The organism is Tsukamurella paurometabola DSM 20162 (assembly GCF_000092225.1).
GTDB classification, from domain to species: Bacteria; Actinomycetota; Actinomycetes; order Mycobacteriales; family Mycobacteriaceae; genus Tsukamurella; species Tsukamurella paurometabola.
Genome location: NC_014158.1, coordinates 3369329 through 3395337 on the forward strand (window position 1 = coordinate 3369329; position 26009 = coordinate 3395337).

The window sequence follows — 26009 nt, forward strand, 5'->3', positions numbered from 1 at the left end:
TGGACTCCATGAGCTGTGGGCCCGATGTGGCGGCGGAGAAGCGGGCGTGGCGGGCACGGCTGCGGGCACAGCGTGCGGCCCTCACCGAGGGTGACCGGAGCGCTGCCGCGGCGGCACTATCGAAGCTGGTGGCGGGCCTCGACCTGGGGGCCCGAGTGGCTGCCTACGTACCGGTGGGAAGCGAACCGGGGAGCACCTCCCTGCTTGCCGCGATCCGCGGCGACATCCTGCTCCCGGTGACCCCCGACACACCGGGCGGCCTCGACTGGGCGGTGTACCGCGGCGAGCTGGCGCCGGGACCGTTCGGTCTGTTGGAACCCACCGGCGACCGACTCGGCGTCGACGCGCTCACCTCGGTGGACACCGTGCTGCTTCCCGCTCTGGGCGTCTCCCGCGGCGGGGTGCGGCTGGGGCGCGGCGCCGGGTACTACGACCGTTCGCTCCGCGGCGATGCCCGGCTGATCGCGGTGGTCTACGACCACGAACTGGTCGACGAACTGCCCGCGGAACCCACCGATGTGCCGGTGCACGCGGCGCTCACCCCGTCGGGCCTGGTCGCGTTCTCGTGAAACTGTCACTGAGCGCGCCGCCGCGGACATAGTGCACGCGGTCAGCCGCTGCGCGACAGTTTCCCGCAGCGGTCCCGATGTGAACCGCGGCGGATCACCGCGCGGATGAAGGGAAACACCTCGTCCCACTGATGCACGACATTGGCATAGGTCAGCCGCATCACCAGATATCCGTCGGCCACCGAGACCAGGTCACGCCACCGGTCCTTGCCGAACTGCTGCCCGAGGTGGTGTCGCTTCCCATCGCACTCGATGATCAATCGGTCGCCGACCACCATGTCCACCAATCCGACACCGGGAAGGGATACCTGCGTGCGAAGCCGGATACCGCGGCGGCGCAGGCGAAACCGCACCAGGGACTCGATACCTGAGTCGGCCCGCGGATCGACCTCCCGCAGCAACCGCTGCACGCGCAGCGGCGCACGGATCAGCAACGGAGCGATATCGCCGACGGACCACTCCGGCCTGCGGAGAACCGAATCGCAGATCGCGACGAAATCCTCCGCCGATGCGCACCGCGCCGCGCAGGCCAGAGCTTCCGGAATCGGGTCGACGGCGCGCCGGGGCGTCGGCAGCGGCCGGTAGGCCGAACACTGCTCGTGCGCCGTCCGGAGATGCCGGGACCGGCGGACGTGCAGGCGGGCATCGGGCACGCCCCAGATCCCGTCGCGGCGGGCCAGCGCACTGGTGCAGGTCACCACGGCACCGGATCGCACCGCGGCGACCACCGCCGGATCGGAGTTACCCGCGTCGTACCAACCGCGGCGGATCACCGTGAGGTGCCTATGCCGCACCGCGCGCTCGATCTCCTCGGCCGCGACGCCGCACGAGAGCAGCACCTGCCGCGAGACCACTCCGCTATCGAGCGCCGCGAGCTGCTGCACGGCCGTTGCGGTATCCATGCCTTCAGGGTGCGCGATGCCGCGGACGGAACCGGCGGACTGCGCAGCAGCCTGTGGATGGATGCCCGTTTCGGCGCGCAGTTCTCGAAACTGTTCTCCACAGGGCGTACGCAGCCATTATGTCCTCGCAGCGCCGCTCAGTGACAGTTTCGCGAGGCCTAGATCAACAGGCGGGCGATATAGCGCTCGCCGTAGGCCCGCAGTGCGGCGGAATCGGCGACGTCGAGGCCGGTGGGCGGGTTCGATAGCAGCGACCCGGTCACGCGCAGCATCAGGTCGGTGACCGAGCACAGCTCGGCGTAATCCTGCTCCGCACCCGAATTGCGCAGCCGGATCACGATGCCCTGGATCAACAAGTCCCAGACACCGCGAGGGATGCGCAGGAAGTATTCGGGCTCCGCGGCCAGCACCTTCGACACCGCGAGATTGGCCGCCGCCTGCTCGATGCTCAGTACGAAGACCTCGACCAGCGTCTGCTGCGGCGTGTATCCGACGATCGTCTTGTCGAGCCGGCGGCGCAGCGTACGGATCTCGATCGCCACCACGCGGGCGATCAGCTGATCGCGATTGGGAAAGATCCGATAGAGCGTGCTGCGGGAGACGTGCGCCTGTTTGGCGACCTGATCCATGCTCACGCCCGGGATGCCGTTCGCCGCGATCACCTCGCGCGCGGCGTCCACGATCCGTCGCGCCGGCGACGGGGTTCGCTGGGCGCCGACGTGCGCAGCCGGGGAAACCGTCATACCGGTATCGTATCGGTTCACACCGTTGGCACTCGACTCGTCTGAGTGCTAAACGCGCGGTAATATGAGTGGGTGCCTACATACTCATACGCGTGCAAGGAGTGCGGCGAGGCCTTCGACGCCGTCCAATCCTTCTCGGATGATCCGCTGACCGTCTGCCCGAACTGCGGCGGCCCCCTGCGCAAGCTGTTCAACTCGGTCGGTGTGGTGTTCAAGGGCAGTGGCTTCTACCGCACTGATTCCCGCAGCTCGAAGGCCGATACCACCGCCAAGACGGAGCCGAAGTCCGCATCGTCGGATACGGCGGCGAAGGTCGAGAAGGCCACCAATTCCGCCGGTTCCTAGCTGCGCTAGGTTGCTCTCATGACGCACGTCTTCGATGAGGCGACCGCCGTGGAGCAGGTGTCCCCCGGTCTCTTCCGGGCGCACACCCACCCCGCCTACAACAACATGGTCGGCCCGTTCGGGGGTATCACCGCCGCAACCGTGATCGCCGCATTGCAGCACCACCCGGACGCCCAGGGCGACCCGCTGTCGATGACGATCAACTACGCCGCCCCCATCGCCGAGGGCGCGTGGGACATCGAGGTCACGGTCCTGCGCACCAACCGCACGAACCAGCACTTCACGTACCTGATCACACAGGGTTCGGGCCCCGTCGCCTCCGGTACCGCGGTGTTCGGCACCCGTCGCGACACCTGGAGCGACACCGAGATCACCGTCCCCACAGTCGGTGCCCCCGAGGACTACGCGGAGCAGGAGTTCCCCGAGTTCATCGCGTGGCCCCGCAATTACGAGAAGCGCTTCGTCGAGGGCGGCCTGAACGACATCGACGGCCCGCAGCCCGCGTCGACCACCACGCTGTGGCTGCGCGACCGGCCGGGCCGCGACCTCGACTATCCCGCGCTCGCATCCATCGCCGACGCCTTCTTCCCGCGGGTCTTCCTGCGTCGCGGCACGTACCTCCCGGCGGGCACCATCTCGCTGACCACGTACTTCCACGCGACTTCCGCAGAACTCGCCGAGCAGGGCGACGACTACCTGCTCGGCACGGCCACAGCGGCCCGATTCGGGCACGGTCATTTCGACCAGTACGCGCAGGTCTGGAGTCGTTCGGGCACACTGCTGGCGACCACACACCAACTGGTCTACTACAAGGATCCGCAGGGCTGATCCGGGCCCGTTCCTCCACAGGTTCGGGGTTTTCCACAGGCCGCTCCGCCGGACGGCTTGCGCACCCGTTCCCGACGGTGCGCCGTCGTAGCGTCCGGGCATGAACTCACTGCAACCGACGGGCGCAGAACGCATCCGCGCTGCGCTGCGCCCCGGCTGGGCGCGCACCCTCACCGCACGCCGGGCCGCGGCCGGGGTGCTCACCGTGCTCGCACTGGTGGTCGCCGTCACCAGCGAGCCGAGTGGGCCGCAGACAGAGGTGCTCACGGCGGCAAGGGAACTCGGCCCCGGCGGCAGGCTCGCCGATGCGGACCTACGGCTGACCACGGTCCCGGCCGAGTTGGCTCCACCGGATGCGCTCACCTCCACCGGGCAGGCGGTGGGCCGATCGGTGACCGGGCCGGTGGGGGCGGGCGAGATCCTGACCGACCGCCGGGTCCTCACCGATCGCACCGCCGGTCAGATCCGGCCCGGATCGAGGCTCGTGCCAGTAGCGCTACAGGATGCGGCGACGATGGACCTGCTACGCCCCGGCGATGTGGTCGATGTGGTGGCGCAGCGTAAGGCACGCGCCGGCGAGCGGGAGGACGACGGTACGCCGCTCGTCCTCGCTCGCTCGGCGACGGTGGCGGTCGCGGCAGCGGCGCAGGGACCGCGTCAGCAGGCGCGCACCGCGATGCTGGCGATGACCGAGACCGAGGCGCACGCGGTTGCCGCAGCGGCGCTCAGTTCGCCTCTATCGGTGGTTTTCCGATGAACGCCGCGGTCAGCCCGCCCGGTATGTCAGCTCGCGTAGCAGCCACTGCTGGCGCTGGCGGGTGACATCGGCGACAGCCGGGCCGTAGTAGAACCGCATGTACTGCTCGGCGTTCCGGCGCAGCGCCCGGGTGGGCAGGGTCGCGAGTTCCTGCGGCGGCGCGAGCTGCGCCGCCGCAGGGGACGCGATCGCGGACGAGAGCCAACGCCGCTGGTCGAACACCATCCAAACCCACACCCCGGCCAGCACCGACACGGTGACCAGGCACTTGAGAAGGATCAGCAGCAGGATCACGCCGGGGTTCTCGCCGCTCGGCGCGTTCCACCAGAAGTGCAGGAGGTACGCCAGAGCGATACCGACCACGCCGAACACGGAGCGGGAACGAAGCAGGATCAGCCCCACGGCGAACAGACCGGTGTACACCCAGTGCGATTGGAACCCGAACAGCGTCCGCAGGATCGACACGGTGAGCGCGCCGGTGACATCGGACTGCGCATCCCGCAACGCGAAGGTGGCCGCATACGAGATGTTCTCCACCACTTGAAATCCCAGTCCGGCGAAAGCGCCGACCGCGAACACTTGCAGGGGACGGTGCAATCGATCGCGGTACATCACAAGCAGTAGAGCGACACCCGCCCCCTTGATGGTCTCTTCGTCGAGCGGACCGATGAGAGCGGCGCTCCACGTGGTGGCTCCGGGATCGTCGAGCACGTCCAATACCGCGTCGGACGCGAAACCGTTGATCTGGAGGGCGATTCCGCAGGCGCCGACGGCACCCCAGAGGAAGGCCAGCCCCCATGCCGACCGCACCTGGGCGTGCGAGCGGTCGAGCACCACGATGATCACGGCGACGAGTGCCGCCGCAACGATGATCACCGGCAGGGCGGCGGCGACGCCTCGCCAGGATGCGGCGATCCGGTCGGGGAGGTCACGTGCGAGCACGAGGGCGCCGAGGATGGTGCCGACGAGGAATACCCAGGCGCTGATCATCCGGGTCCACTGCGCCATCACGCGATCCGCAACGTTCGCACGAGCGCCGGGACGTCGGCGAGCGGACCGTCGCTTGCGCGGAGCGTGAGCACCGTGACCAGTAGTTCGGCGTCGGCCACCACGGCGCACTCACCACGCCGGTCGCCCACCGAGGCAACACAGCTTCTGCCGGAGAACCTCTCGCCGCGCAGGTCGCCGGTGAAGGCGGCGTCGACGCCGCCCACGTCGAGTTCGCGCAAGCGCCGGGGCGCAGCGGTGGCGAAGTCCTTCATGCCGGTGGTCAGTCGCACTGTGAGGACGCCGCCGCGCGGATGGACGAACCGCAGGACGTCTGCCCGGCCTGTGGGCACACGGTCCCAGCCCGACGGTGCGCGCAGTTCCACACGTCCGCCGGGGCCCGAGCCTACGGAGTAGATCTGGTCGGTCACCGGCGTCCTCGGGGTGGGCACGGCGCGTTCGACTCCGAACCACCCTGCTGCCAATCCCCCCACGGCGAGAATCACACCCGCCGAAACGCCCGCGTCGACTGCACGGGAACGGTTCATGTGGTTAGCATATTCGTCAGAGTTGTCTCACGCGTAACACTGGTTGCGGAATCGCAAAGGATGGACAGCAATGCTCAAGGGCTTCAAAGACTTTCTTCTCAAAGGGAACGTGCTCGATCTCGCGGTCGCCGTGGTCGTCGGTGCCGCGTTCACCGCGATCGTCACCGCGTTCACCGACCACATCGTGCAGCCGCTCATCGCGTCGATCGGTGGCGGCAAGGACGTGCAGGGCCTCGCCTGGCAGATCCGACCGGGCGTCCCCGCCACCACCGTGGACCTTGGCGCCGTCATCACCGCCGGCATCAACTTCATCCTGGTGGCCGCAGTCGTGTACTTCGTTCTGATCCTGCCGTACGAGACGCTGAAGAACCGCGCCGGTACGGCCGCCACAGAGGACGAGGTGGACGTGCTGGTGGAGATCCGCGACCTCCTGGCCTCGCAGGCCGGTACCCCCCAGGGCGGTGCCCACGCCGCGCTGCCGCCCACGGGCCAGTTCCCGACGCAGCCGAAGCAGTAGTAGTCGGCTCAGACCGAACACGACGAAGGGCGGCCCCGCAGTGGGGCCGCCCTTCTCGTTGAGCCGGCTGCGACCGATTCAACGTTGAACTAGTTTCAATGTTGAACTAGTTGCAATTCAGCGCCGACCGTTCGATCCATCCTGACTTGATACCACTGTACGGATCCGAGCCTTTGCTCCACGACTTCCCGAACTGGAACGAGGTGGTGTCCTCCCACCAGGAATCGCCGGGTGACACCGATCCCGTCGAGAGGAACGCCCCCGGCGAGTCGTAAATGCTTGCATAGCTCGTGACCTTGCACAGGGCCGCCGCGGCGGTACCCTGACCTGCAATAAGGCCGCCGCAAACCACGGCGACGACAACGGAGAGTTTCGCGAGTGTAGTCTTCATGTCATTCCTTTCGATGGACAACTACACATCTCAAGGTATGCGTTCTATTGCAGCGATGAACCCGCTTCGCAGGCTTTCGATCGAAACTTCAGCGTGAATTCAGCCCGTGCACGTGCGCGCGTACCAAACCGTCGCGAAGTAGCAATGTTCTCATCGGAATAGACGTAATGGCACGCCCGCGGCCACCTCCGAACACGACGAAGGGCGGCCCCCGCAGTGGGGCCGCCCTTCTTACGTTCCGCGGTCTGTGGCCCGCGGAACGAGCTCAGCCGAGGGTGAAGGTGTCACCCCAGAGGACCACACGGCCCTTCGAATTACCGACGGTGCCCTTGACGATCACGTAGAGACGGGCCTGGGCATAGCCGGCGCAGCCGTCAACACCGATCGTCTGGTCGGTGTAGGTGAAGCTGCCGGTGGCGCCATCGAAAGCAAAATCGGTGGCGGGGGCGTACCAGTCCGATGCGACCTCGTCACCCGGCTTGGGCCAGGTAGCCCGGTCGTACGTAAGCGACTGGGTACCGATCGAACCCGCCGCCAGGGAGAGCGAGCCACCGGTCGTACCCTTCACGGACGGCGCACCCACATATCCGGTGCTGTCGATGATGTTGCCGCTGTCGTTGTTCGCGCCGGCCTCGGCCCCGACGTTGATGCTCGCGCTCCCGACGTCAATCTGGCATCCGACCGCGTACCCGGCCTCGATGGAACCGCCGCTCGGGTCCGCTCCATCGATCTTGGCGCTGACCACGCCCGACACCCACGCGTTGCGGGTGGTGGGCAGCGCGACCATCCCCGGCGAGAGCCGTGCCTTCTGCTGCTTGACGGTAACGGTGATCGAACCGCCCGATCCGATCTTGTTACTAGAGGTCGCGTTGCGCAGTGGGATCACCGTATCTGCTCCCGCGGTCGCCACCGGCGCGACCAGGCCGATCACCGCCGCTGCCGCCAGCGCGCCGATCGATGCCTTGCGAATACGAGTCGAGGCCATTGTCTGTCTTCCTTTCTGCACCGCCGCCGTAGTCACAGGCAACGGAGTGTCTCGGCCCGAGGCAGATACGCGGCTGCATCCCGGTCGAACGAAATATCGTATCTGCGCAGTTCAGCGCCGCTCCGCGCACTCGAGGCGCGGCAGTGCAAGAACATTAACATGAAGATTCGGCGAATTCCGGGCCCGGTAACACCGATTTAACGGATTCGCGAAGTCGTAACATAATCGGCTCCGCGCGGGAGACGACGACCACAAGCGGTGCGCCTCCGAAACGCAAGGGCGGTACCCGGCGACATCGCCCCGGGTACCGCCCCTGCGGTCGACGAAGGTTCTCAGCCCAGCGTGAAGGGCTTGCCCCAGAGAATCACATACCCCTCGGTGTTGCCGACCTTAGCCTTAACCTTGGCGAAGAACTTGGCCTGCGCGTAGCCCGCACAGCCATCCACACCGATCGTCTGATCCTGGAAGCTCAGCGAACCATTCGCACCGGAGAACTTGAAACTGGTGCTCGGGTCAGCCCAGTCCGACGAGACCTCGTCCCCCGGAGAGGGCCAGGTAGAGCGGTCGTAGGTCAGCATCTGGGTACCGATGCTGCCCGCGGCCAGCTTCAAGCTGCCACCGGTCGACCCGGACACCGAAGGAGCACCCACGTAACCGGTGTTATCGACGATGTTGCCGTCCTTGTTGTTGACCCCCGCCCTAGCGCCGAGGTTGACCTGCGCAGCGCCCACATCCACCTGGCAACCGACCGCATACCCGGCGGAAATCGAACCACCGTCGGCCTTACCGCCATTGATCTTCGCGGACACCAGACCCGACACCCACGCGTTGCGAGTGGTGGGAAGAGACACCATCCCCGGCGACAGACGCGCCGAATGATCCTTCACGGTCACCGTGATGTTGGCATCGCCCACCTTCTGCGTCGTGGTCGAAACACCCAGCGGGATCACCGTATCCGCGACGGCCGGGCCGACCGCTGCGGCGCCGAGCACAGCGCCAGCTGCGGCGACGGCCGCGCCGCGCATCGCAAGCTTGTTCATGAATTCATCCTTGTGAGAGTTGGTTGTCGCGCCCACAGGCGCGCGGTCGAAGGAGATCGATCAGCCCAGGGAGAACGGTGCGCCGTACAGGAAACCCTGAATCCGGTTGCCGCCCTTGATCTCCACCCAGGTCACCACACGAGCCTGCGCATAACCGGAGCAGAACTTGATGTCAACGTTGTGATCCTTGATCGCCACGTTGTACGTACCGGCCTTCGAGAACTTGATCGAATCGATCGAACCCGGCTGATCACCACGACCAAACCCCGTCACGCTGTTCGTCGCACCCGGCGTCAACGGAATACCCAGCGAACCCGACACGCCACCGAGGCCCACACTCGGACCCGACATACCCAGACCTGCACTCGGACCCGACACGTCAACGCCGGCACCGATCTGGCCCGGGAACTGGCAACCCACGATCAAACCGACACCCAGCTTGCCCTCGATCTTCGCATCAGCCGGAGCCTTCACCGAGACCGAACCGTTCGACGACACCCACGCCGTCCGCGACTGCGGCGTCGCCATCGACGGCTGAATCGCCGTCGAATTACCCGTCGACTTCAACACCACCGACCAACCATCCGGCGCCGGAACAACCCGCTCACCATTCGGCAGCGGACCGGCACTGGCGGAGCCGGCCGTGACCGCACCCGCCGCGGCGACCGCGACCGCGATGGCGCCTGCGCGCGCTGCGACCTTGCTCATCTTGCTCATTCGTTCCCCTCACCAGGAATCGTCGCGTGCCACCCCGGATCAGGGGCACCGGTTCGCGACTCACCCTGCCGCGATCCTCGCCTAGGGTTGCGGTTAAGCGAACCTAGGGCACTTCATCTCCCCGGAGGCCATGACTGGCCCCCGGTTCGCGCCGCAGCATATCCACAGGTTTCGGTCGCCCGCAATAGATGAAACCGCCACGAATTCGACTTCGCAATATTCCATATTGCAATTTTGAACTCTGACGCAGAGTCCGTACCAGGACTTCTTAGGGGAAGCTTGCACACATTGCGCGCCTGACCTGCACCTGAGTAAGGGCGGCCTTCCCTTTAGAATTCACTCAGGCAACGCAAACTTGTAACCTGGCGGTAAAAATGCGCCGACGTGGTCTTGCTCACACCTACGCTGACATGCAGAGAAGCCCCCTGTGACAGTGGGATCGCAACACTATTCGTACGGATACACATAGATGGCCGGGAGAGCACCTCAGCCGCCGTGATGTGGCGGCCGGTTCTCCCGGTACCACCGCTCGCTCGGGTCACCGTCGGCCCCGGGAACGGGACGTGCCGCACCCGAGCCGGGTGCGGCACCGTCGTCGAGGCGATCGTCCTTGGTCTGCGCCGGAAGAACATCGCCGAAGATGCGCTCGATATCGCGCGCGGAGTACTTCTTGCCCTCAGAGGGCCTATCGGGCTTGGTCATCCCCGCCCGCGATGTGCCGGATCACGTGCGCCGCCAGCGGAGTGAGCGTAGCCATGCCGTCGCGGATCGCCGCACGCGAACTCGCCAGGTTGACCACCACGGTGCTGCCGGAGACGCCTGCGAGTCCGCGCGAGAGTCCCGCATCAGAGGCACCGGCGGCGAGGCCGGAGGCGCGCAACGCCTCACAAATGCCGGGCAGCTTCTTGTCGAGGATCTCCTCGGTGGCCTCGGGCGTCACATCGCGCGCACCCACGCCGACACCGCCGATGGTCACCGCCAGATCGACACCGCCGATCACCGCGGTGTTCAGCGCGTTCCGCACCGCGACCTCCTCGGCGGGCACCACGACCACGGCGTCCACCTCGAAGTCAGCCTCCTCGAGAAGCTCGGTGACCAGTGTTCCCACCGATTTCCCCGCTGCGGCGGGAACGCCGCCCGGCTGCACGTGATCGTCGACCACCACGACGAGGGCGCGGCCGACCACGTCGGTCACAGCACCGTCGAGCGAAGGCTCCTCGATGACCGGAGCGTCGAGCACGTCGTCCGTCAGCCACTCGGGCGCCGTTGCGCCCCTACCCTGCGTCATGTCCACTGCTCCCGTCATCGATCCAACTTGTCGAGCGTCACCTGCTTGGTGGCGGCCGAGGAACTCCCCGGCGCCACGTACGTGATGGTCACAGTAGCCCCGGGCGAGTACGACCGCACCGCCCCCATCAAGCCGATGCCGTCGGAGATCTGCAGCGAGTCAATCTTGGTGACCCGTGATCCCTCGGGGATCCCCGCGCGACCGAACGCCCCGGTCGGCGACACGGCCCCGATCACGGCGCCCGGTTCCGCCGCCGAGGTCTGGCCCGGCGACACCTGGACGCCGACGGCGGCGTGCGTCGCCTGACCGGTGGTGATGAGCTCATTGGTGATCCGTTTGACCAGGTCCGAGGGGATCGCGAAGCCGAGGCCGATGCTGCCCGACTGCTGGCCGCCCGCGCGCGACGAGCCGAGCGAGGCGATCGCCGAGTTCACTCCCACCAGCTGCCCCTGCATGTCCACCAGTGCGCCACCGGAGTTGCCGGGGTTGATCGCCGCATCGGTCTGCACCGAGTTGACCACGGTCGCCTGGTCGGAATCACGGCCACTGGTGGCCACCGGGCGATTCAGGGCGGACACGATGCCGCTGGTGACGGTGCCCGCCAGGCCGAGCGGAGCACCGACCGCGACCACATCCTGTCCGACGGCGAGCTTGCCGCTGTCACCGAACGTGATGGGCTTGAGGCCGCCCTTGCGCACCCGGATCACAGCGAGGTCAGTGACCGGATCGGCGCCGACGAGGTCGGCGCTACTGGTCGAACCGTCCGAGAACGTCACCGTGAGGGCACCGTTCCCGGCGATCACGTGGTTATTGGTGACGATCTTGCCGTCGGCACTGATCACCACGCCCGAACCCGAGGACTCACTGGTGGCGGCCCTGTTGTCGATCGAGACCACCGAGGGCAGCACGGTCTGCGCGACCTCCTGCACCGATCCCTTGGGCGCGGGCGCCGAGTTCGAGACCGGCGACGAGGCCTTCGACGAGTCGCCGCCCCACACCAGATACGCACCGGTCACCGAGAGCAGCGACGCGACCAACGCGATGGCCACGCCGATCGCCGTCAGCGCACCGACCCCGGGGCGCGACGGTGCGCGGTTCGGTGCCACCGCCACCGGGCCGCCGGGCTGCGCGGGCCCGTATCCGGGCAACTGCTGCGTAGGCCGGTACGTGGGCGGTTGCCCGGGCACAGACGGCTGACCCGGCTGCTGGCCCGGGTATCCGGACTGCCCACCGGGCGGGTTCCCGGGCTGGTACGGGTTCTGCGGACCCTCGGTCATGACAGGCGCCTCCTTTTCGACTGAGCACCACGATGCCGGTGCAGGCTGTGAGGTCGCTGTGAGTCAGGTGTCGGTTCGGCGCAGATCACCGGCCGCGCCACAGCGGCAGCCGCGATTCGCGCGGAACCACCTGGGGCGCGCGGCCACCCGCGACCGGGCTGCCGGGGAACTCCAGCCGGATCTCGGCGCCGCCGGACTCCGACGCCCCGACGGTCACCGTGCCGCCGTGCCGCTCCACCACCTGCTTCACGATCGCGAGACCGAGTCCCGATCCCGGCATGGACCGCGACGCCATCGAGCGATAGAACCGTTCGAACACCAATTCCCGGTCTTCCTCGGGAATGCCGGGTCCACTGTCGGAGACGGTGAGCGCGGCGCGGTCGACGCCGGTGTCGGCGAGCGTCACGCGCACCGTGGAACCGTTCGGCGAGAACTTCGCGGCGTTGTCGAGCACGTTGATCACGGCCCGGCTCAGGCCGCCGTGATCGCCGTAGACATGCCAGGGGGCGCTGTCGACCTCGATCGTCACCTCCGGCCGGCGGCGCTCCACCCGCTCGACCGCCTTCTGCAGCACCTCGTCGAGGTCGACCTCCTCGTTCACCGCCTCGGGCGCATCCTCGCGGGCCAGGTCGACCAGATCGCCGACCAACGTGGTCAGCTCCTCGACCTGGGCGATGACATCGTCGGAGAGTTCCTGGACGTCCTCCTCCGGGATCGCGGGCGCGCCGGGGCGGTTCGCCGCGATGAGCAGTTCGACGTTGGTACGCAGGCTGGTCAGGGGCGTGCGGAGTTCGTGTCCCGCGTCCGCCACCAGCCGCGATTGTCGGTCCCGGGATTCGGCCAGTGCCTGCAGCATCGCGTTGAAGCTGGTGGTCAGGCGGGCCAACTCGTCGCGGCCGGTCACCGGGATCGGGGTCAGATCGTCGGTGCGGGCGACGCGTTCCGCGGCCTCGGTGAGCCGCTGCACCGGTCTGAGGCCGCCGCGGGCGACCGCCGTGCCCGTGACGGCGGCCAGCACCACCCCGCAGGCGCCCACCACGATGAGCACGGTCGCGAGCTCACTGAGGAGCTTCTTGGTCGGCGTCAGATCCTCGGCCAGAAGGATGGTGACGCCGTTGTCCAGGCGGCGGGCCAACACCCGGTCGTCGCCCACCGATCGCAGCGATTCCGAGGCGCGCCCCTCGATCACCTTCTGCTCCGCATCGCCCACCGGCACGGCGCCCGAGTGATACGGCGTCCCGTCGGGGTAGATCACCATGGTCCGGTTCACCGCCATATCGGGCCGGAACATGAGCATCATCATCACGGTGGTGAACTGCGTGACCGGCGTGCTCATCGCCGGCGCCACCGAATCCATCTGCTGGTGCAGGCGGTCGTCGACATCGGCGTACATGGCCCGCTTCACCACGAAGAAGGCGGACGCGGCCATCACCGCGACGGCCACACCCACCACCGCGGCCGCCAGCAGCGTCACTCGCCACCGGAAGCTGACATTGCGGGTGATCGGGTTCGGGTCGCGCATCGGCCGCCGCTGCGCCGGATCGGTACGTTGCCGCGGCACGGTCACCGCCCCGGATGTCCCGCCGTCACGGCGGAGTCTCGCGCAGGACGTAGCCCACGCCCCGGACGGTGTGGATCAGGCGCGGCTCACCGTCGGCCTCGGTCTTACGGCGCAGGTACCCGACGTACACCTCCAGCGCATTGCCCGAAGTCGGGAAGTCGTAGCCCCACACCTCCTCCAGGATGCGACTACGGGTGAGCACGCGGCGGGGGTTGCCCATAAGCATCTCGAGCAGGCTGAACTCGGTACGAGTGAGGCTGATCGACCGATCGCCGCGGCTCACCTCGCGGGTGGCCGGATCGAGCGTGAGGTCCTCGAACCGCAGCACCTCGTTATCCGAAGCGGTGTCCGGCACGGCGCGACGCAACAGCGCCCGCATCCGCGCCAGCAACTCCTCGAGCGCGAAGGGCTTGGGCAGGTAGTCGTCGGCGCCCGCATCGAGCCCACTGACCCGATCGCTGACGCCGTCGCGCGCGGTGAGCACGAGGATCGGCAGATCGTCGCCGGCACTGCGCAGGCGGCGACACACTTCGAGCCCGTCCAGACGGGGCATGTTCAGGTCGAGCACCAGCGCGTCCGGCCGGTTGCTCGCGATGTGATCCAGCGCGTCCTGCCCGTCGACCGCGGTGTCCACCTGGTACCCGTTGAACGTGAGCGAGCGCCGCAGCGACTCGCGAACCGCACGGTCATCGTCGACCACCAGAATCCGCATAACCACCAGTCTTACCCAAACCGGGTGTGAAATCCCTTAAGGGGTGCTTGCGCCGAGAGCGAAACCGGCCGCGAGAGCCGACGGACTCACCCTCACGGGCGGCATCGGACTCACCCTCACGGGCGGCATCGGACTCACCCTCACGGGCGGCGCCGGAACCGCAAGCCACGACGACAGGCACGCCCGAAACGACCGGCCACATCCTCCGGCGCGACCGGCACCCGCCAGCCCTGCCACAGCGCGACCAGCCGGAACCCGGAGGCGAGCACACTGCCCACCACCAACGACCGAGCGTCGGTGGCGCCCCACTCCGAAGCGAGCACCGTGGCGAAGGCACCGGTGAGAGCCGGAATGGCATAGAGATCGCGCTCTTGAATGAGCAGCGGAACCTCGTTGACCAGGATGTCGCGCAGCACACCGCCGCCGAGCGCGGTGGTGATGCCGATCAGCGCCGAGGCGAACGGGCTGGCGTCGTTGTGCAGCGCGGTGAGCGCGCCGGTGGCGGCGAAAACGCCCATGCCGATCGCGTCGAGCACCAGCACCGAATTCTTCAGCCGCCCGAACTGCGGGTGGAAGACGAAGACGAAGGCCGCGGCCACCGTCGCCACGGTGAGATTCTCCCAGCCCTGGAAGGAGGCAGGTGGGGTGATGCCGAGCAGGAGGTCGCGGGCCACGCCACCGCCGACGCCGGTGAGCGCGGCCACCGTCCATACACCGAACAGGTCCAGCCGCTTGCGCACACCGATCAGCGCGCCGGATGCGGCGAAGACCGCGATCCCCGCGTAGTTCAGCACGGCGAGCAACACGTGTGTCCCTCTTCAGGTGGCCCGGATAGACCGAAGAGCGGGCCGGCCACGATGGCCGGCCCGCTCCCGCGGTCAGTTCTTGTTAGCGGCGGTCGAGATCGACCAGGCCCAGCTTGGCGGCGCGCACGAGGCGACGCGGCACCAGGTGGGTGCGACCGCCGACCTGCACGGCCTGCAGCTCGGGGTTGTTCGCCTTCCACTGCGAGCGACGGGCATGCGTGTTCGCCCGCGACATACGGCGCTTCGGTACAGCCATGATTCTTCCTATCGGTCTTGACGTAAAAGCTTCTCCGACGCGAGCTCAGAGAGCTTCCAACGTCACAAGCACTGAAGTCTACCGTCCCGCGGCCCGCCCGCCAAAACGCGCGTACTTCTCCTGGAACTTCTGCACCCGGCCTGCGGTGTCGACGATCCGCTGGTTGCCGGTCCACAGCGGGTGCGAATCCGACGTCACGTCCACGACGATCAGCGGATATGTCGCGCCGTCCACCTCGATCGTGCGATCCGAGGTGGCGGTGCTGCGGGTCACGAACAGCTTCCCGGTGGACGCGTCACGGAAGGCGACGGGGCGGTACTCGGGGTGGATTCCCTGTTTCATTGCATCTCCTCCTGATCGGCCTCCGGGCGGGTGCCCGGGGCCAGGTCTTCACACGGGTCCGCATGGAGGTCACCGAACGGGTCGGGCCAGGCCGCCCACACCGTCGATCCGGCGGCGAGCTCGGACTCGGTGAGCTCTGCCCACCGCAGCATCTCCAGCACGCGGTCGGGTTCGGCGCCGGCGAGCAACACCACGATGTCGCTCGCGCGATCACCGTGCTCGTCGTCCCATGCGGCCGAGGCCATCGCCCAGCGCTCGGGAGTGCCCTCGCCACCGGCGGCGAGCCAGCGACCGGCGGGCCCGACGCGGAGCCCGGAACCGGCGGACTCGAGCCACAGCGCCTCGTCGGGACGGGTGGCGAGCCAGACCCGGCCGCGGGCCTGGACCACACCGTCGAGCAGAACGTCGATGGCCTCATGGAACCGGCCGGGATGCAGGGGGCGGCGCGCGGTGAACTCGACGATGCGCACATCACCGTCGGGCTCGAGCGGCGGGCAGCCGAGGAGCAGCGGGTCGAAAGGTCCGGCCGCAGGACGGCGGGCGCCGATCCGCGCGACGAGCCGATCCAGCGGGGCTCGCTCGCGGACGATGGGGGCACCGGGCGCCAGCCTGCGGAGCACCGCGCGCAGCCGCGCCGGATCGGGGCTGTCCCCGTCGACCACCAGCAGGTCGGCGTGGGCGGCGTGCCCGACGGCGAGCTGCGCGACGGTGCGCTCGTCCCCGTCGACCACCGCGAACCGCTCGACGAGGTCCTCCTCACCGAGGGCGTCATCGAGCCAGGTGGCGCCGTCGAGGAAACCGATCACGCCGGCCACCTCGACATCGCGAGCGGCGGGCCCGGGAACCTCACCGACCATCTCGACCACCACGTGCTCGATGGCGTCGATGAGCGCCTCTGCTTCGAGCGTGGGGTCGAGACGGATCACGATGCGGCGCACCCCGGCACGCCGGTGCAGCGCGCGCAGCAGCGGCAGCAGATCCTCGCGCAGCGTGCAGGAGACGCAGCCGTGCGCGAGTTCGAGCAGGGCGACCCGCTCCTCCGCGACACCGTCGGGACGGACGGTGCTCTCACTGCGCACCACCATGCCCTGGCGCAGGCCGGACAGGTCGTGATGCACGACGACGGTGCCGGGTTCGGCGAGTTCGAGCGCGCGCTCCTGCCCACCGAAGCCGGTCACGAGCAGGACCGGGGTTCTATTGGAAATGATTCCCATTTCTAGTACGTTACCTTATTGACAACCGTTCGCAAGACCGCGACGAGCCGTGGATCCACACCGGCGAGCCGCGAATCCAACTCAGGGAGAACCATGTCCGCACACTGCCAGGTCACGGGTCGCGCGCCCGGCTTCGGCAAGCGGGTCTCGCACAGCCATGTGCGCACGAGCCGCCGCTGGGACCCGAACATCCAGCGCCGTCGCTACTACGTGCCCAGCTTGGGCCGCACCGTCGTGCTCCGCGTCAGCGCCAAGGGCATCAAGACCATCGACCGCCGCGGGATCGACGCGGTGGTCGCCGACATCCAACGCCGAGGGGAGAAGATCTGATGGCCCGCAACGAGATCCGGCCGATCATCAAACTCAAGTCCACCGCGGGAACGGGGTACACCTACGTGACCCGCAAGAACCGCCGCAACGATCCCGACCGCATGGTGCTGCGCAAATACGACCCCGTGGTCCGGCAGCACGTCGACTTCCGCGAGGAGCGCTGATGGCAACCACCGCGAAGATCGCCAAGAACGAGCGGCGCAAGGAATTGGTCGCGCGGTACGCGCAGCGGCGGGCCGAGCTCAAGCGCGTCATCGCACACCCGTCCACCGATCCCGACGCCCGAGCCGCGGCCGTCTCCGCGCTGGCGAAGCTCCCGCGCGACAGTTCGGCCACGCGTGTGCGCAACCGCGATGCCGCCGACGGCCGCCCGCGCGGGCATCTGCGCAAGTTCGGCCTGTCCCGGGTGCGGGTGCGGCAGATGGCGCACGACGGTCAGCTTCCCGGCGTCCGGAAGTCGAGTTGGTGACCGGCATGACGAAACCTCGCCGCACGTCCGTCCGTACGCCGGCCGCCCGGAAGGGCCTCATCAAGGTTCCCGAGGGCGCCCTCGACTACAAGAACGTCACCTACCTGCGCACCTTTCTCAACGAGCGCGGCAAGCTGCGCTCGCGCGCGGTGACCCGGCTCTCCCCGCAGGACCAGCGTGCGCTCGCGCTCGCTGTGAAGAACGCCCGCGAGATGGCCCTCCTCCCCTACGCCACGCGCCGCTGAGGCCGTCGCGAAACTGTCCGTCAGCGGCGCCGCATCGAGACAGTGGCCGCCTCGGCCCGCTGGCGAACAGTTTCGCGAGGCGTACCGTGTCCAGCCGTGACCTCCGTACTCGCCGGCTTCGCCGTGATCGCGATCATCGTCGCGGCGGGGTGGATACTCGGCCGGCTCGGAGTACTCGGAGAGCAGCCCGAGCGCCAACTCTCCCTGCTCGTGTTCTACCTGCTCACTCCCGCTCTGTTGCTGCACGCGCTGGCCACCACCGACGTCGCGGTGCTGTTCAGTTCGCGGCTCGCGGTGAGTGCGGCATCGGCGCTGGCGATCGCGGCCGTCTACTACGTGTTCGTCCGGGTCTTCTGGCGCCGCACCATGGGAGACGCCACGATCGGCGCGCTGGCGTCGAGCTACGTGAACTCGTCGAATCTCGGCATCCCCATCGCGGTCTTCGTGCTCAAGGACACCTCGTACGTCGCACCGCTGCTGCTCTTCCAGATCCTCATCTTCTCGACGATCGCGCTCACCATGCTCGATCTGTCGGAGCGGCGAGGCGCTCGTCAACCGGTGTGGCGCACGGTGGCCACCCCGCTGCTGAACCCGATCGTCGCCGGCGCTCTGATCGGGCTGGTCATCTCGCTCACCCGCTGGCATCCACCACAGTGGCTGATGAGCCCGGTCAAGCTGATGGGCGATGCTTCCGTGCCGATGGCGCTCATCGTGTTCGGCCTCTCCCTCGGCGGTGTCACCGTGATGCAGAAGGGTCAGGCTCCACGCCGGGACATCGTGCTGGCCTCCGCGCTCAAGATGATCGCAATGCCGGTGCTGGCCTGTGCGATGGCGCGGTACGCCTTCGGGCAGACCGGCCACGCCCTGTTCGCGCAAACCGTGACGGCGACCCTCCCTACCGCGCAGAACGTGCTGGTCTACGGGTTGCGCTATAACCGGGGCGTGATCCTGGCCCGCGACACCGGGCTTATCACGACGGCACTGTCCATCCCGGCGATCATGCTGATCGCGGTGCTTCTCACCTGAAGAATGTGACGCACGACCCGGTCACATTACGCGTGTGACGCCCGTTTCCGCTTGGGTTCGCGAAGCTACTCGTGGGTTAATGAGGCCACCAGCGGCGCATTCCGCTACGCCGCGTGCACATGTGCAGGAGTACTCATGGCTAAGACCGCCGCAGCGCGTGCCGTCGACGTGTTCGTCTCTGCCGTCGAGTCCCGTGGGGGCAAGGCAGAGGTCACGACGAAGGGCATCATCACGCACGTCACCGTGACCGCGGGCGACGTCGTCACCACCCTCCGCGTCAAGGGCACGGACGACGACGCCTGGCAGGCCCGCAAGAGCGAGGCCACGGTCGCCAAGGCCCCGGTCACCGCGTGGGCTCTGGTCGACCTGTCCGACGGTGCGCCGATCGCCCTGGTCTCCGCCGAGGATTACGCCGCGCACGTGGCCAAGCTGGTCACCACCTGGGAGTCGAAGAACCCCGGCAAGCCGCTCACCGCCGCCACCACCCTGGCCGTCACCGCCGACGCCGTCGCCGATTGGGAGGACGACTGGGCACTCATCGGCCTCGGTGGTCTGGGTGCGAGGGTCACCAAGGCCACGAAGAACGCCGAGCAGGCCGTCATCGACACCACGGCGAAGGCCGCGAGCAAGGTGGCCGGTAAGGCCGCCGAGAAGACGGTCGAGAAGATCGGCGAGAAGGCAACCGAGAAGACCGCGGCCAAGCGCACCGCTGCGAAGAAGGCGGTGAAGGCGCCGGTGAAGAAGGCGGCGGCGAAGAAGGCCGCCGTGAAATCCACCGCCGCCACCAAGGCCGCAGCGGCCAAGAAGGCGCCCGCCAAGAAGGCCGCGGCCGTGAAGTCGGCTGCGGCGTCGAAGGCGGCGGCGAAGAAGGCCCCCGCGAAGGCGGCGACCAAGGCCCCGGCCAAGGCTCCCGCGAAGAAGACCGCCGCGAAGGCTCCGGTGAAGGCCTCGGAGGCCAAGATCACGCCGATCGCCGCGCAGAAGGAGGCCGCCGCGCAGAGCAAGGCGCCCGCTTCGGTGACTCCGAAGAAGGACACCGGGTCCGCGGCGAAGCCTGCGGCCAAGCCTGCCGCGAAGGCGGAGAAGGCCCCCGCGAAGGCAGCCTCGCCTGCCGCGAAGACCGCGGGCAAGGATGCGCCGAAGGACGGCGACAACAAGGGCAAGGGCAAGCAGAAGAGCCTGCTGCAGCGCATCCCCGTGGTCGGCCGGCTGCTTTAAAGGGGATCGGCTCGGCGCCGGTTCTCCCCTAGAGTCGAGGCATGTCCGACGAACTCGAGCCGCGGCGCGACGCCCTCCGGGCTTCCGACCACGACCGCAATCGCGTAGTCACGATGCTCTCCGACGCTCTTGGCCAGGGGCAGATCACCTTTCCCGAGTACGAGGAACGCTCTCGACACGCGGTCGAGGCTCGCACCTTCGCGGACCTCGACCGCCTCGTCGTGGATCTGCCCGCGGTGTCGGTGAATCCGCCCGCACCCGCACTTCCCGCGTACCAGCCCCCGGCGATCCCGCCGGAGGGACTGCCGCGCCTCGGTGATCACAAGCTGGCGATCATGTCGGGCACGAACGTGCGGGGCCCGATCGCCGTGGGCGCCGAACATTCGGCATCCGCGTTCTGGGGCGGTGTCAAACTCGACCTCCGCGAAGCCACCTTCCTCGCCCGCGATGTCACGATCAACGCCTACGCGGTGATGGGCGGGGTGGAGATCATCGTGCCGCGCGGTGCGATCGTGCAGGTGGACGGCCTCGCCATCATGGGCGCCTTCGAGAACAAGGTGCAGCACGTGGGCGACGGGTCCGGCCCCCGCATCAGGGTCACCGGGTTCGCCTTCTGGGGTGGCGTCGAGGTGAAGACGAAGTAGTCAGCCGCGCTTGCGGCGGCTACCCAGGTAGTCGCTGACCACGGCCGCACCGAGCCCGTCCAGATCGGGGGAGACGAGCCGTCCGCCCACGCGCCGCACCACGGCGTCGAGGAACCGGGTCAGGCCCGGATCATCGCCCAGCTGGAAGACGGTGATCTGCGCTCCCGCCGCCGCGGCGGCATCGAGACCGCGCACCGTCATCGCCAGAGTCCGCGGGTGCGGCGGGTAGTCGAAGTAGGCCTCGCCGTCCCGCTCCAGGTGCGCCGTGGGCTCACCATCGGTCACCACCAGCAACACCGGCTGGGCGTTCGGGTTCGCCCGGAAGTGCTGCTGCGCCAGCATGAGTGCGTGGTGCAGGTTGGTGCCCTGTTCGTACACGCCGTCGAGGCCGGTGAGCTCATCGACGGTGAGCGTGCGGGCATGCCGCCCGAAGCTGATCAGGGCCAGCTTGTCGCCGCGGAAGCGGGTGGAGATGAGCTGGTGCAGGGCGAGCGCGGTGCGCTTCATCGGCAGCCACCGGCCCTCCATCACCATGGAGAAGCTGGTGTCCACCAGTAGTGCGACGGCGGCGTGTGTGCGCGCCTCGGTCTCGGTGACCTCGATGTCCCGGGCGTCCAGTGCCACCGGGCCGGAGACCCCTTCTCCCGCCTGGCGCAGTACGCCGTTGAGCACGGTACGGGTGGCGTCCCAGGGTTCGGTATCGCCGAAGCGCCACTCCCGGCTGGCGCCGGTGGCCTCGCCGGTGGCGCCGCTGCGGGCGGTGTTGCGCTCGCCGCCGCGCGAGGTCAGCCGGTGCGCGACGTCCCGCAGGATGGACTGGCCGAGTTGCCGGATCGCCTTGGGCGACAGGCGCAGCGCGCCGTCGGGGTCACGGGAGAAGTAGCCCTGGTCCTTGAGCGCCTTCTCCAGTTCGGCGAGGGTGCGGGCGTCGGCGACGGCCTCGTCGCCGAGCTGGCGTTGCAAGGCGTCGAGGTCGATGTCGTCGAGTGCGGCTCCGTTGTGCTGCTGACTCAGTTGTTCGGCAAGGGATTCCAGATCGGCGATGTCCTGCATGGCCTGCGTGGCGTCGCCGAGACCCATGCCCTGCTCACCGTCGAACTCCTGGCTACCGTTCCAGTCCTCCCCGGGCCGGGCCTGCTGCAACTTGCTGGTGAGATCGCCGAGCGCCTGGGAGAGCTGCGGCGAACCGAAGGCGGCCTGCGACAGCTCCTCCAGTTCGGCGCGCTGCTCCGGGCTGAGACTGTTGTAGAGCCGCTGTGCCGCGGCGCTTCGCCGCGCGAGGGCATCGATGAGCTCGTCGATGTTCCGCGGGTTCTCCGGGAAGTACTGACCGTGCTCGGCCATCAACTCCTCGAAGTCGTTCTGCGTCGCCGTGCCCGCGTTGTGCTTGTCCAGCAGAGTGTTCAGGTCGTCGAGCATCTTCTGGATCGCCGCGCGGTCCTCGTCGGTCGCGCCCTCGAGTGCCTGCTTGATTCCGGCGAACTGCTGGTCGAGCAGCTCCCGGCCGAGCAGGTCCCGGATCTGCTCGTACTTCTGCGCCGCTTCGGGCGAGCGCCACGGGTAGTCGGCGAGTTCGCGCACGGCCTGCGCCGCGGACGGGGGCAGATCGTTGATCTGCATCTCCTGGAACCGGGCGTCGTCGTCGAGGGCGCGCGCCAGCTCCTTGCGCTCGGCGAGCACCGCCTCGTCGAGCAGTGCGCGGATGTCCTCGAAGGTCTTGCCCAGATTGTTGCGGTGCAACAGTTCCTGGCGCCGGCGGTTGGCGGCCTCGGCGAGTTTGTCGAGGCCGCGGCGGTTCGCGCTGCCTCGCCGCAGGTACTCCTGCAGGGCGCGGCGCGGCGAGACGCCGTTCATCACGTCGCGGCCGATCTCATCGAGAGCATCGCGCACATCGACCGGCGGCGCCAGGGGATCCGGCCCGCCGGTATAGCGGCGGTACTGCGCCAGATGGCGCCGACGCGAGCCTCTAGCCATAGACGGTCTGTCCGTCATCGTCGGATTCCTTGCCGATCCGGCGCAACAGGTACAGCCCCTCCAACGCGAACTCCGCTGCCGCCGCGCGTTCGCCGGGCGATTCGGCCTCCAGGCGCCGGTAGACCTCGGCGAGCACCGGCACCTCGGGCAGGTTGTCGAGGAGTTCGGCGGCGGTCACATCGTCGCCGGTGACCACGGGCCCGCCGGCTTCGATGGCCTCGACCAGCGGCGTCAGGTCGACGCCGAGAAGGTACTCGCCGATGGTCTCGGCGACGGCGCGGCGCAGCAGATGCACCAGTACCGACAGCTCGCGTCCCTCCTCACCGGCCTCGAACTCGACCTTGCCACGCAGCACATCGGGCACGGTCTGCAGGTCGACGACGCGGGCGACCGGCAGCTCCTCTCCCCCGACGGCGGCACGGTGCAGTGCGCCCGCCGCGACGGTCTCCTGAGCGGCGATGGCGAACCGGGCGGAGACGCCGGAGCGCTGGTCGACCGCGGGGGATTCCCGCAGAGCGCGGGTGAACCGGGCCAGCACCTCGGTGAGGTACTGCGGCACGGACGCCACCACGTCGGCCTCCTGCTCGATGACGGCCACCTCGTCTTCGAGGTCCAGCGGGTAGTGCGTGCGGATCTCGGCGCCGAAGCGGTCCTTGAGCGGCGTGATGATGCGGCCGCGGTTGGTGTAGTCCTCGGGGTTGGCACTCGCCAGCAGCAGCACGTCCAGCGGCAGGCGCAGCGTGTAACCGCGCACCTGGATATCGCGCTCCTCCATCACGTTGAGCATCGCCACCTGGATGCGCTCGGCGAGGTCGGGCAGCTCGTTGACGGCGACGATGCCGCGGTGCGCCCGCGGGATGAGGCCGAAGTGGATGGTCTCGGGATCGCCGAGGCTGCGCCCCTGCGCCACTTTGACGGGGTCGACGTCGCCCACCAGGTCGCCGACGGAGGTGTCCGGCGTGGCCAGCTTCTCCGAATAGCGCTCGTCGCGGTGACGCCACGCGACGGGTAGATCGTCACCGAGTTCGGCCGCGCGGCGGATCGAGGCGGGAGTGATCGGGTGGTACGGGTGCTCGCCGAGCTCGGCACCGTCGATCACGGGGGTCCACTCGTCGAGCAGGCCGACGATGGTGCGGATCAACCGCGTCTTGCCCTGTCCGCGCTCGCCGAGCAGGACCACGTCGTGGCCGGCCAGGAGGGCACGTTCGAGCTGCGGGATGACGGTGTCGTCGAACCCTTGGATGCCGTCCCAGGGGTCGGTGTCGGCGCGCAGCGCGGTGAGCAGGTTGTGCCGGAGCTCGTCCTTGATGCCGCGGTAGACGTGGCCGGAGGCCTTCAGTTCGCCGAGCGTGGCGGGCAATTCAGCGGGGAACTCTGCGGGCAGATCAGCGCGTGCGGAAGTCACGCCGTCCACGCGACGCCGATCTGCCCCGCGCGCTCGACGGACTACGCCCGCAGCGAAACCGGGAATATCCGCGGGCTAGGACTTCTTGGTGCCGGGGATGATTCCGGCGTCCAGGACGGCCTTGGTGACGGGGCGGACCCGCTCGATCAGATCGGCCGAGCCATCCGCGAAGGCAGCGGCGCTGATGGCATCGGTACCGGCCTCGATATCGAGGTAGGTGGCCATACCGTCGGCGGTGAGCCGATGCTCTTCGGGCTCGCCCTCGACCAGGCCGCGCTCGGTGAGCCGGGCGACGGCGCCGTTCCACTGGTCCTCGCTCCAGCCGCGGGTGATGCGGAAGAAACGCCGGCCCATCACCCGGCGGCGCACCGTCGGGTCGGGAAGGTCGGCCTCGTGCAGGACGCCCGCCTCGAGGCCGGTGAGGCCGTGCCGGACGAGTTCGGCGAGGTGGTTGTCGCCGCGCCACTCTCGCAAGACGGTGATGTGCCGCCACAGCGCGAGGGCCGGATCGTCGGGGATCTCCGAGGAGGCCCAGGCGGCGGCCAGGGTGCGGCCGGCGATGGGGAGTTCGCGCACCAGGTCGCCGAAGCCGGCTGCCAGTGCGGCGAGCTCGCCGGCATCGATTCCGGCCAGGATCTCGCGGTACTGCTCGGCGAGCATCACGTACCGGCGCTCGTCGATCTCCGCGAGCCCGGCGTCGATCGCCTGGGGCCAGGCGTCGTCGATCAAGGCGGGGGCGAAGTTGTAGAACGCGGCGGTGACCACGGCCGGTCGCGACTCTCCGATCGGCGCCGCCCGCGCGCCCACGTAGAAGGCGTGGCCGTCGAGACCGAGATCGCGCTGAGCGTCCCGGATCCCGGGGTTGAAGTAGGCGACCACGTGGAACGGCTCCACGGTCTCGTATGCGCGGCGAGCGAGGGCGATTGCGGTGTCCGACATGCCCTTCACAGTGTCAGGGCGGCGGCCGGTTGTCGATGGCGGGTTACTTGTAGAAGCCCTCACGCAGGTTGATGCCGTGCTCGACCCACACCTTCATGGCGGCGAGCATGCCGGTCCAGCCCATGCAGTTGCCGAACGCACTCTTGGCACCGGCCTCGGTGGGCACCCACGACGATTCGGTGATGGTGACCAGGGTCCGGGAGTCGTCGTCGATGGGCTCGAACTCGAACGTGGTGGTCGTGTGGCCGTCGGCGGCGGACGCCTCGACGGCATCCCAGCGGATCACGATCTTGGAGTTCGGCGTGGACTCGACCACCTGCACCGGGAAGGCACCCGGGAAATCGGCGAAGTCCCAGGTGACCTCGGCACCCGCCTCCAGGCGGCCGCGGGCACCGCCGGTGGTGAAGTACTTGGACAGTTGCGCGGGATCGGCGACGGCCTCGTAGACCTGTGCGGTGGGGCGCGCCACGCAGCCGGAGACGGTGAAGGAGAGTTCGTTGAGTTCGGACATGTGATAAAACTACAACATGTCTACGGAAGGCCGCAAGGGCGAACCGACTCCGGACTCCCCGTCCGGTGCGGTCGGCGCCGCGCACGATCGGGACGACCTCGTGTTCAAGGCACTCGCGAACAGCACCCGGCGGCGCATGCTCGACGTGCTCAAGCAGTCACCGCGGACCACCGGCGACCTGTGTGCGCAGTTCCCCGATCTGGACCGCACCACGGTGCTCCAGCACCTCCGTGTGCTCGAACGCGCCGAACTGGTGATCGGCCGCAAGGTGGGGCGCGAGCGGCACCTGACGCTGGCTCCCGTCCCCATCAAGCGCATTCACGACCGTTGGATCGGCGAATACGCCCGCGCCGCCGTCTCCCTCCTCGACGACCTGGGCCGTCTGGGTACCACTGATGACACCTGAACGGCCCAGAACCGTGGCGCGCAGGAACCAGGGGCATCGTCCGCGCGTCCAATCGGT

The 26009-nt window shown here is 68.4% G+C and carries 34 protein-coding genes; 13 read left to right on the top strand and 21 right to left on the bottom strand.

Going from position 1 to position 26009, the window contains the following annotated elements; genetic code table 11:
* Positions 1-8 precede the first annotated feature (8 nt).
* A complete protein-coding gene (locus TPAU_RS16335; RefSeq protein WP_013127854.1) occupies positions 9-569 on the top strand; it encodes a 5-formyltetrahydrofolate cyclo-ligase in 561 nt (186 codons plus the stop codon).
* A gap of 41 nt (positions 570-610) precedes the next feature.
* On the opposite strand, the gene TPAU_RS16340 is transcribed toward TPAU_RS16335, so the two are convergent.
* Both TPAU_RS16340 and TPAU_RS16345 read right to left on the bottom strand, forming a co-directional pair.
* Positions 611-1471: an endonuclease domain-containing protein gene (locus TPAU_RS16340; RefSeq protein ID WP_013127855.1), complete on the bottom strand. Its 861-nt coding sequence runs from the start codon at positions 1469-1471 to the stop codon at positions 611-613.
* Between the two features lie 158 nt (positions 1472-1629).
* The gene (locus TPAU_RS16345; RefSeq protein ID WP_041944474.1) at positions 1630-2214 is read right to left on the bottom strand and encodes a TetR/AcrR family transcriptional regulator; all 585 of its coding nucleotides are present in this window, start codon (positions 2212-2214) and stop codon (positions 1630-1632) included.
* Positions 2215-2286: 72 nt separating this feature from the next.
* On the opposite strand from TPAU_RS16345, the gene TPAU_RS16350 reads away from it, so the two are divergent.
* The 3 genes from TPAU_RS16350 to cpaB all read left to right on the top strand — a co-directional run bounded on the left by TPAU_RS16350 (position 2287) and on the right by cpaB (position 4144).
* Positions 2287-2559, top strand: a complete 273-nt coding sequence (locus tag TPAU_RS16350) for an FmdB family zinc ribbon protein (protein WP_013127857.1) — start codon at positions 2287-2289, stop codon at positions 2557-2559.
* An 18-nt stretch (positions 2560-2577) separates the two neighbouring features.
* A complete protein-coding gene (locus TPAU_RS16355; RefSeq protein WP_013127858.1) occupies positions 2578-3387 on the top strand; it encodes an acyl-CoA thioesterase in 810 nt (269 codons plus the stop codon).
* Positions 3388-3487: 100 nt separating this feature from the next.
* Positions 3488-4144: a Flp pilus assembly protein CpaB gene (gene cpaB / locus TPAU_RS16360; RefSeq protein WP_013127859.1), complete on the top strand. Its 657-nt coding sequence runs from the start codon at positions 3488-3490 to the stop codon at positions 4142-4144.
* A 9-nt stretch (positions 4145-4153) separates the two neighbouring features.
* Here cpaB and TPAU_RS16365 read toward each other — a convergent pair whose 3' ends face one another.
* Together TPAU_RS16365 and TPAU_RS16370 are read right to left on the bottom strand one after the other, a co-directional pair.
* Complete coding sequence (locus tag TPAU_RS16365; protein ID WP_013127860.1) at positions 4154-5152, bottom strand: PrsW family intramembrane metalloprotease; 999 nt, start codon at positions 5150-5152, stop codon at positions 4154-4156.
* Positions 5152-5679: a hypothetical protein gene (locus tag TPAU_RS16370; protein WP_013127861.1), complete on the bottom strand. Its 528-nt coding sequence runs from the start codon at positions 5677-5679 to the stop codon at positions 5152-5154. Before TPAU_RS16370 ends, TPAU_RS16365 begins: the two co-directional genes overlap by 1 nt.
* Before the next feature lie 70 nt (positions 5680-5749).
* Here TPAU_RS16370 and mscL point away from each other — a divergent pair, with 70 nt between their 5' ends.
* Positions 5750-6196, top strand: coding sequence for a large conductance mechanosensitive channel protein MscL (mscL, locus tag TPAU_RS16375; RefSeq protein ID WP_013127862.1), 447 nt, complete (start codon positions 5750-5752; stop codon positions 6194-6196).
* Positions 6197-6302: 106 nt separating this feature from the next.
* Here mscL and TPAU_RS16380 read toward each other — a convergent pair whose 3' ends face one another.
* The 13 genes from TPAU_RS16380 to mrf form a co-directional block, all read right to left on the bottom strand.
* Positions 6303-6587, bottom strand: coding sequence for a hypothetical protein (locus tag TPAU_RS16380; RefSeq protein WP_013127863.1), 285 nt, complete (start codon positions 6585-6587; stop codon positions 6303-6305).
* Positions 6588-6852: 265 nt separating this feature from the next.
* Positions 6853-7572, bottom strand: a complete 720-nt coding sequence (locus tag TPAU_RS22010) for an MspA family porin (protein WP_013127864.1) — start codon at positions 7570-7572, stop codon at positions 6853-6855.
* Positions 7573-7904: 332 nt separating this feature from the next.
* A complete protein-coding gene (locus TPAU_RS16390; protein WP_049825876.1) occupies positions 7905-8648 on the bottom strand; it encodes an MspA family porin in 744 nt (247 codons plus the stop codon).
* 24 nt (positions 8649-8672) lie between these two features.
* Entirely contained in the window at positions 8673-9329 is a 657-nt protein-coding gene (locus tag TPAU_RS16395; protein WP_013127866.1) for an MspA family porin, read from the bottom strand.
* Positions 9330-9815: 486 nt separating this feature from the next.
* Positions 9816-10031 carry a hypothetical protein gene (locus TPAU_RS16400; RefSeq protein ID WP_013127867.1) on the bottom strand — a complete coding sequence of 72 codons (216 nt, stop codon included), beginning with the start codon at positions 10029-10031 and terminating at the stop codon, positions 9816-9818.
* A complete protein-coding gene (locus tag TPAU_RS16405; protein WP_049825877.1) occupies positions 10015-10617 on the bottom strand; it encodes a MogA/MoaB family molybdenum cofactor biosynthesis protein in 603 nt (200 codons plus the stop codon). The genes TPAU_RS16400 and TPAU_RS16405 overlap by 17 nt, the downstream gene beginning before the upstream one ends.
* A gap of 14 nt (positions 10618-10631) precedes the next feature.
* On the bottom strand, positions 10632-11894 hold the full coding sequence (locus tag TPAU_RS16410; RefSeq protein ID WP_013127869.1) for a S1C family serine protease: 1263 nt from the start codon (positions 11892-11894) through the stop codon (positions 10632-10634).
* A gap of 85 nt (positions 11895-11979) precedes the next feature.
* Complete coding sequence (locus tag TPAU_RS16415) at positions 11980-13416, bottom strand: HAMP domain-containing sensor histidine kinase (protein ID WP_013127870.1); 1437 nt, start codon at positions 13414-13416, stop codon at positions 11980-11982.
* 64 nt (positions 13417-13480) lie between these two features.
* A complete protein-coding gene (locus tag TPAU_RS16420) occupies positions 13481-14167 on the bottom strand; it encodes a response regulator transcription factor (protein ID WP_013127871.1) in 687 nt (228 codons plus the stop codon).
* 140 nt (positions 14168-14307) lie between these two features.
* Complete coding sequence (locus TPAU_RS16425; RefSeq protein ID WP_013127872.1) at positions 14308-14973, bottom strand: trimeric intracellular cation channel family protein; 666 nt, start codon at positions 14971-14973, stop codon at positions 14308-14310.
* Between the two features lie 82 nt (positions 14974-15055).
* Complete coding sequence (gene rpmF / locus TPAU_RS16430) at positions 15056-15229, bottom strand: 50S ribosomal protein L32 (RefSeq protein ID WP_013127873.1); 174 nt, start codon at positions 15227-15229, stop codon at positions 15056-15058.
* Between the two features lie 78 nt (positions 15230-15307).
* Entirely contained in the window at positions 15308-15571 is a 264-nt protein-coding gene (locus TPAU_RS16435) for a type B 50S ribosomal protein L31 (RefSeq protein ID WP_013127874.1), read from the bottom strand.
* Positions 15568-16785 carry a ribosome hibernation factor-recruiting GTPase MRF gene (mrf, locus tag TPAU_RS16440; RefSeq protein ID WP_013127875.1) on the bottom strand — a complete coding sequence of 406 codons (1218 nt, stop codon included), beginning with the start codon at positions 16783-16785 and terminating at the stop codon, positions 15568-15570. The genes TPAU_RS16435 and mrf overlap by 4 nt, the downstream gene beginning before the upstream one ends.
* Before the next feature lie 93 nt (positions 16786-16878).
* On the opposite strand from mrf, the gene rpmB reads away from it, so the two are divergent.
* From rpmB to TPAU_RS16475, 7 genes are all read left to right on the top strand, one after another.
* Positions 16879-17115, top strand: a complete 237-nt coding sequence (gene rpmB / locus TPAU_RS16445) for a 50S ribosomal protein L28 (protein WP_013127876.1) — start codon at positions 16879-16881, stop codon at positions 17113-17115.
* Positions 17115-17279: a 50S ribosomal protein L33 gene (gene rpmG / locus TPAU_RS16450; RefSeq protein WP_013127877.1), complete on the top strand. Its 165-nt coding sequence runs from the start codon at positions 17115-17117 to the stop codon at positions 17277-17279. Before rpmB ends, rpmG begins: the two co-directional genes overlap by 1 nt.
* The gene (gene rpsN, locus TPAU_RS16455) at positions 17279-17584 is read left to right on the top strand and encodes a 30S ribosomal protein S14 (protein ID WP_013127878.1); all 306 of its coding nucleotides are present in this window, start codon (positions 17279-17281) and stop codon (positions 17582-17584) included. The genes rpmG and rpsN overlap by 1 nt, the downstream gene beginning before the upstream one ends.
* 5 nt (positions 17585-17589) lie before the next feature.
* Positions 17590-17829, top strand: coding sequence for a 30S ribosomal protein S18 (gene rpsR, locus TPAU_RS16460; protein WP_013127879.1), 240 nt, complete (start codon positions 17590-17592; stop codon positions 17827-17829).
* Between the two features lie 96 nt (positions 17830-17925).
* On the top strand, positions 17926-18855 hold the full coding sequence (locus tag TPAU_RS16465) for an AEC family transporter (RefSeq protein ID WP_013127880.1): 930 nt from the start codon (positions 17926-17928) through the stop codon (positions 18853-18855).
* Between the two features lie 135 nt (positions 18856-18990).
* The gene (locus TPAU_RS23220; protein WP_013127881.1) at positions 18991-20073 is read left to right on the top strand and encodes a hypothetical protein; all 1083 of its coding nucleotides are present in this window, start codon (positions 18991-18993) and stop codon (positions 20071-20073) included.
* A gap of 41 nt (positions 20074-20114) precedes the next feature.
* Positions 20115-20717, top strand: a complete 603-nt coding sequence (locus TPAU_RS16475; protein WP_013127882.1) for a DUF1707 SHOCT-like domain-containing protein — start codon at positions 20115-20117, stop codon at positions 20715-20717.
* Here TPAU_RS16475 and TPAU_RS16480 read toward each other — a convergent pair whose 3' ends face one another.
* From TPAU_RS16480 to TPAU_RS16495, 4 genes are all read right to left on the bottom strand, one after another.
* Entirely contained in the window at positions 20718-22691 is a 1974-nt protein-coding gene (locus tag TPAU_RS16480) for a vWA domain-containing protein (protein ID WP_041944475.1), read from the bottom strand.
* Positions 22684-24105: a sigma 54-interacting transcriptional regulator gene (locus tag TPAU_RS16485; RefSeq protein ID WP_013127884.1), complete on the bottom strand. Its 1422-nt coding sequence runs from the start codon at positions 24103-24105 to the stop codon at positions 22684-22686. Before TPAU_RS16485 ends, TPAU_RS16480 begins: the two co-directional genes overlap by 8 nt.
* Positions 24106-24171: 66 nt before the next feature.
* Entirely contained in the window at positions 24172-25035 is an 864-nt protein-coding gene (locus TPAU_RS16490; RefSeq protein WP_013127885.1) for an SCO6745 family protein, read from the bottom strand.
* Positions 25036-25078: 43 nt separating this feature from the next.
* Positions 25079-25546, bottom strand: coding sequence for an SRPBCC domain-containing protein (locus TPAU_RS16495; RefSeq protein ID WP_013127886.1), 468 nt, complete (start codon positions 25544-25546; stop codon positions 25079-25081).
* Between the two features lie 16 nt (positions 25547-25562).
* Here TPAU_RS16495 and TPAU_RS16500 point away from each other — a divergent pair, with 16 nt between their 5' ends.
* Positions 25563-25952, top strand: coding sequence for an ArsR/SmtB family transcription factor (locus TPAU_RS16500; protein WP_013127887.1), 390 nt, complete (start codon positions 25563-25565; stop codon positions 25950-25952).
* Positions 25953-26009 lie beyond the last annotated feature (57 nt).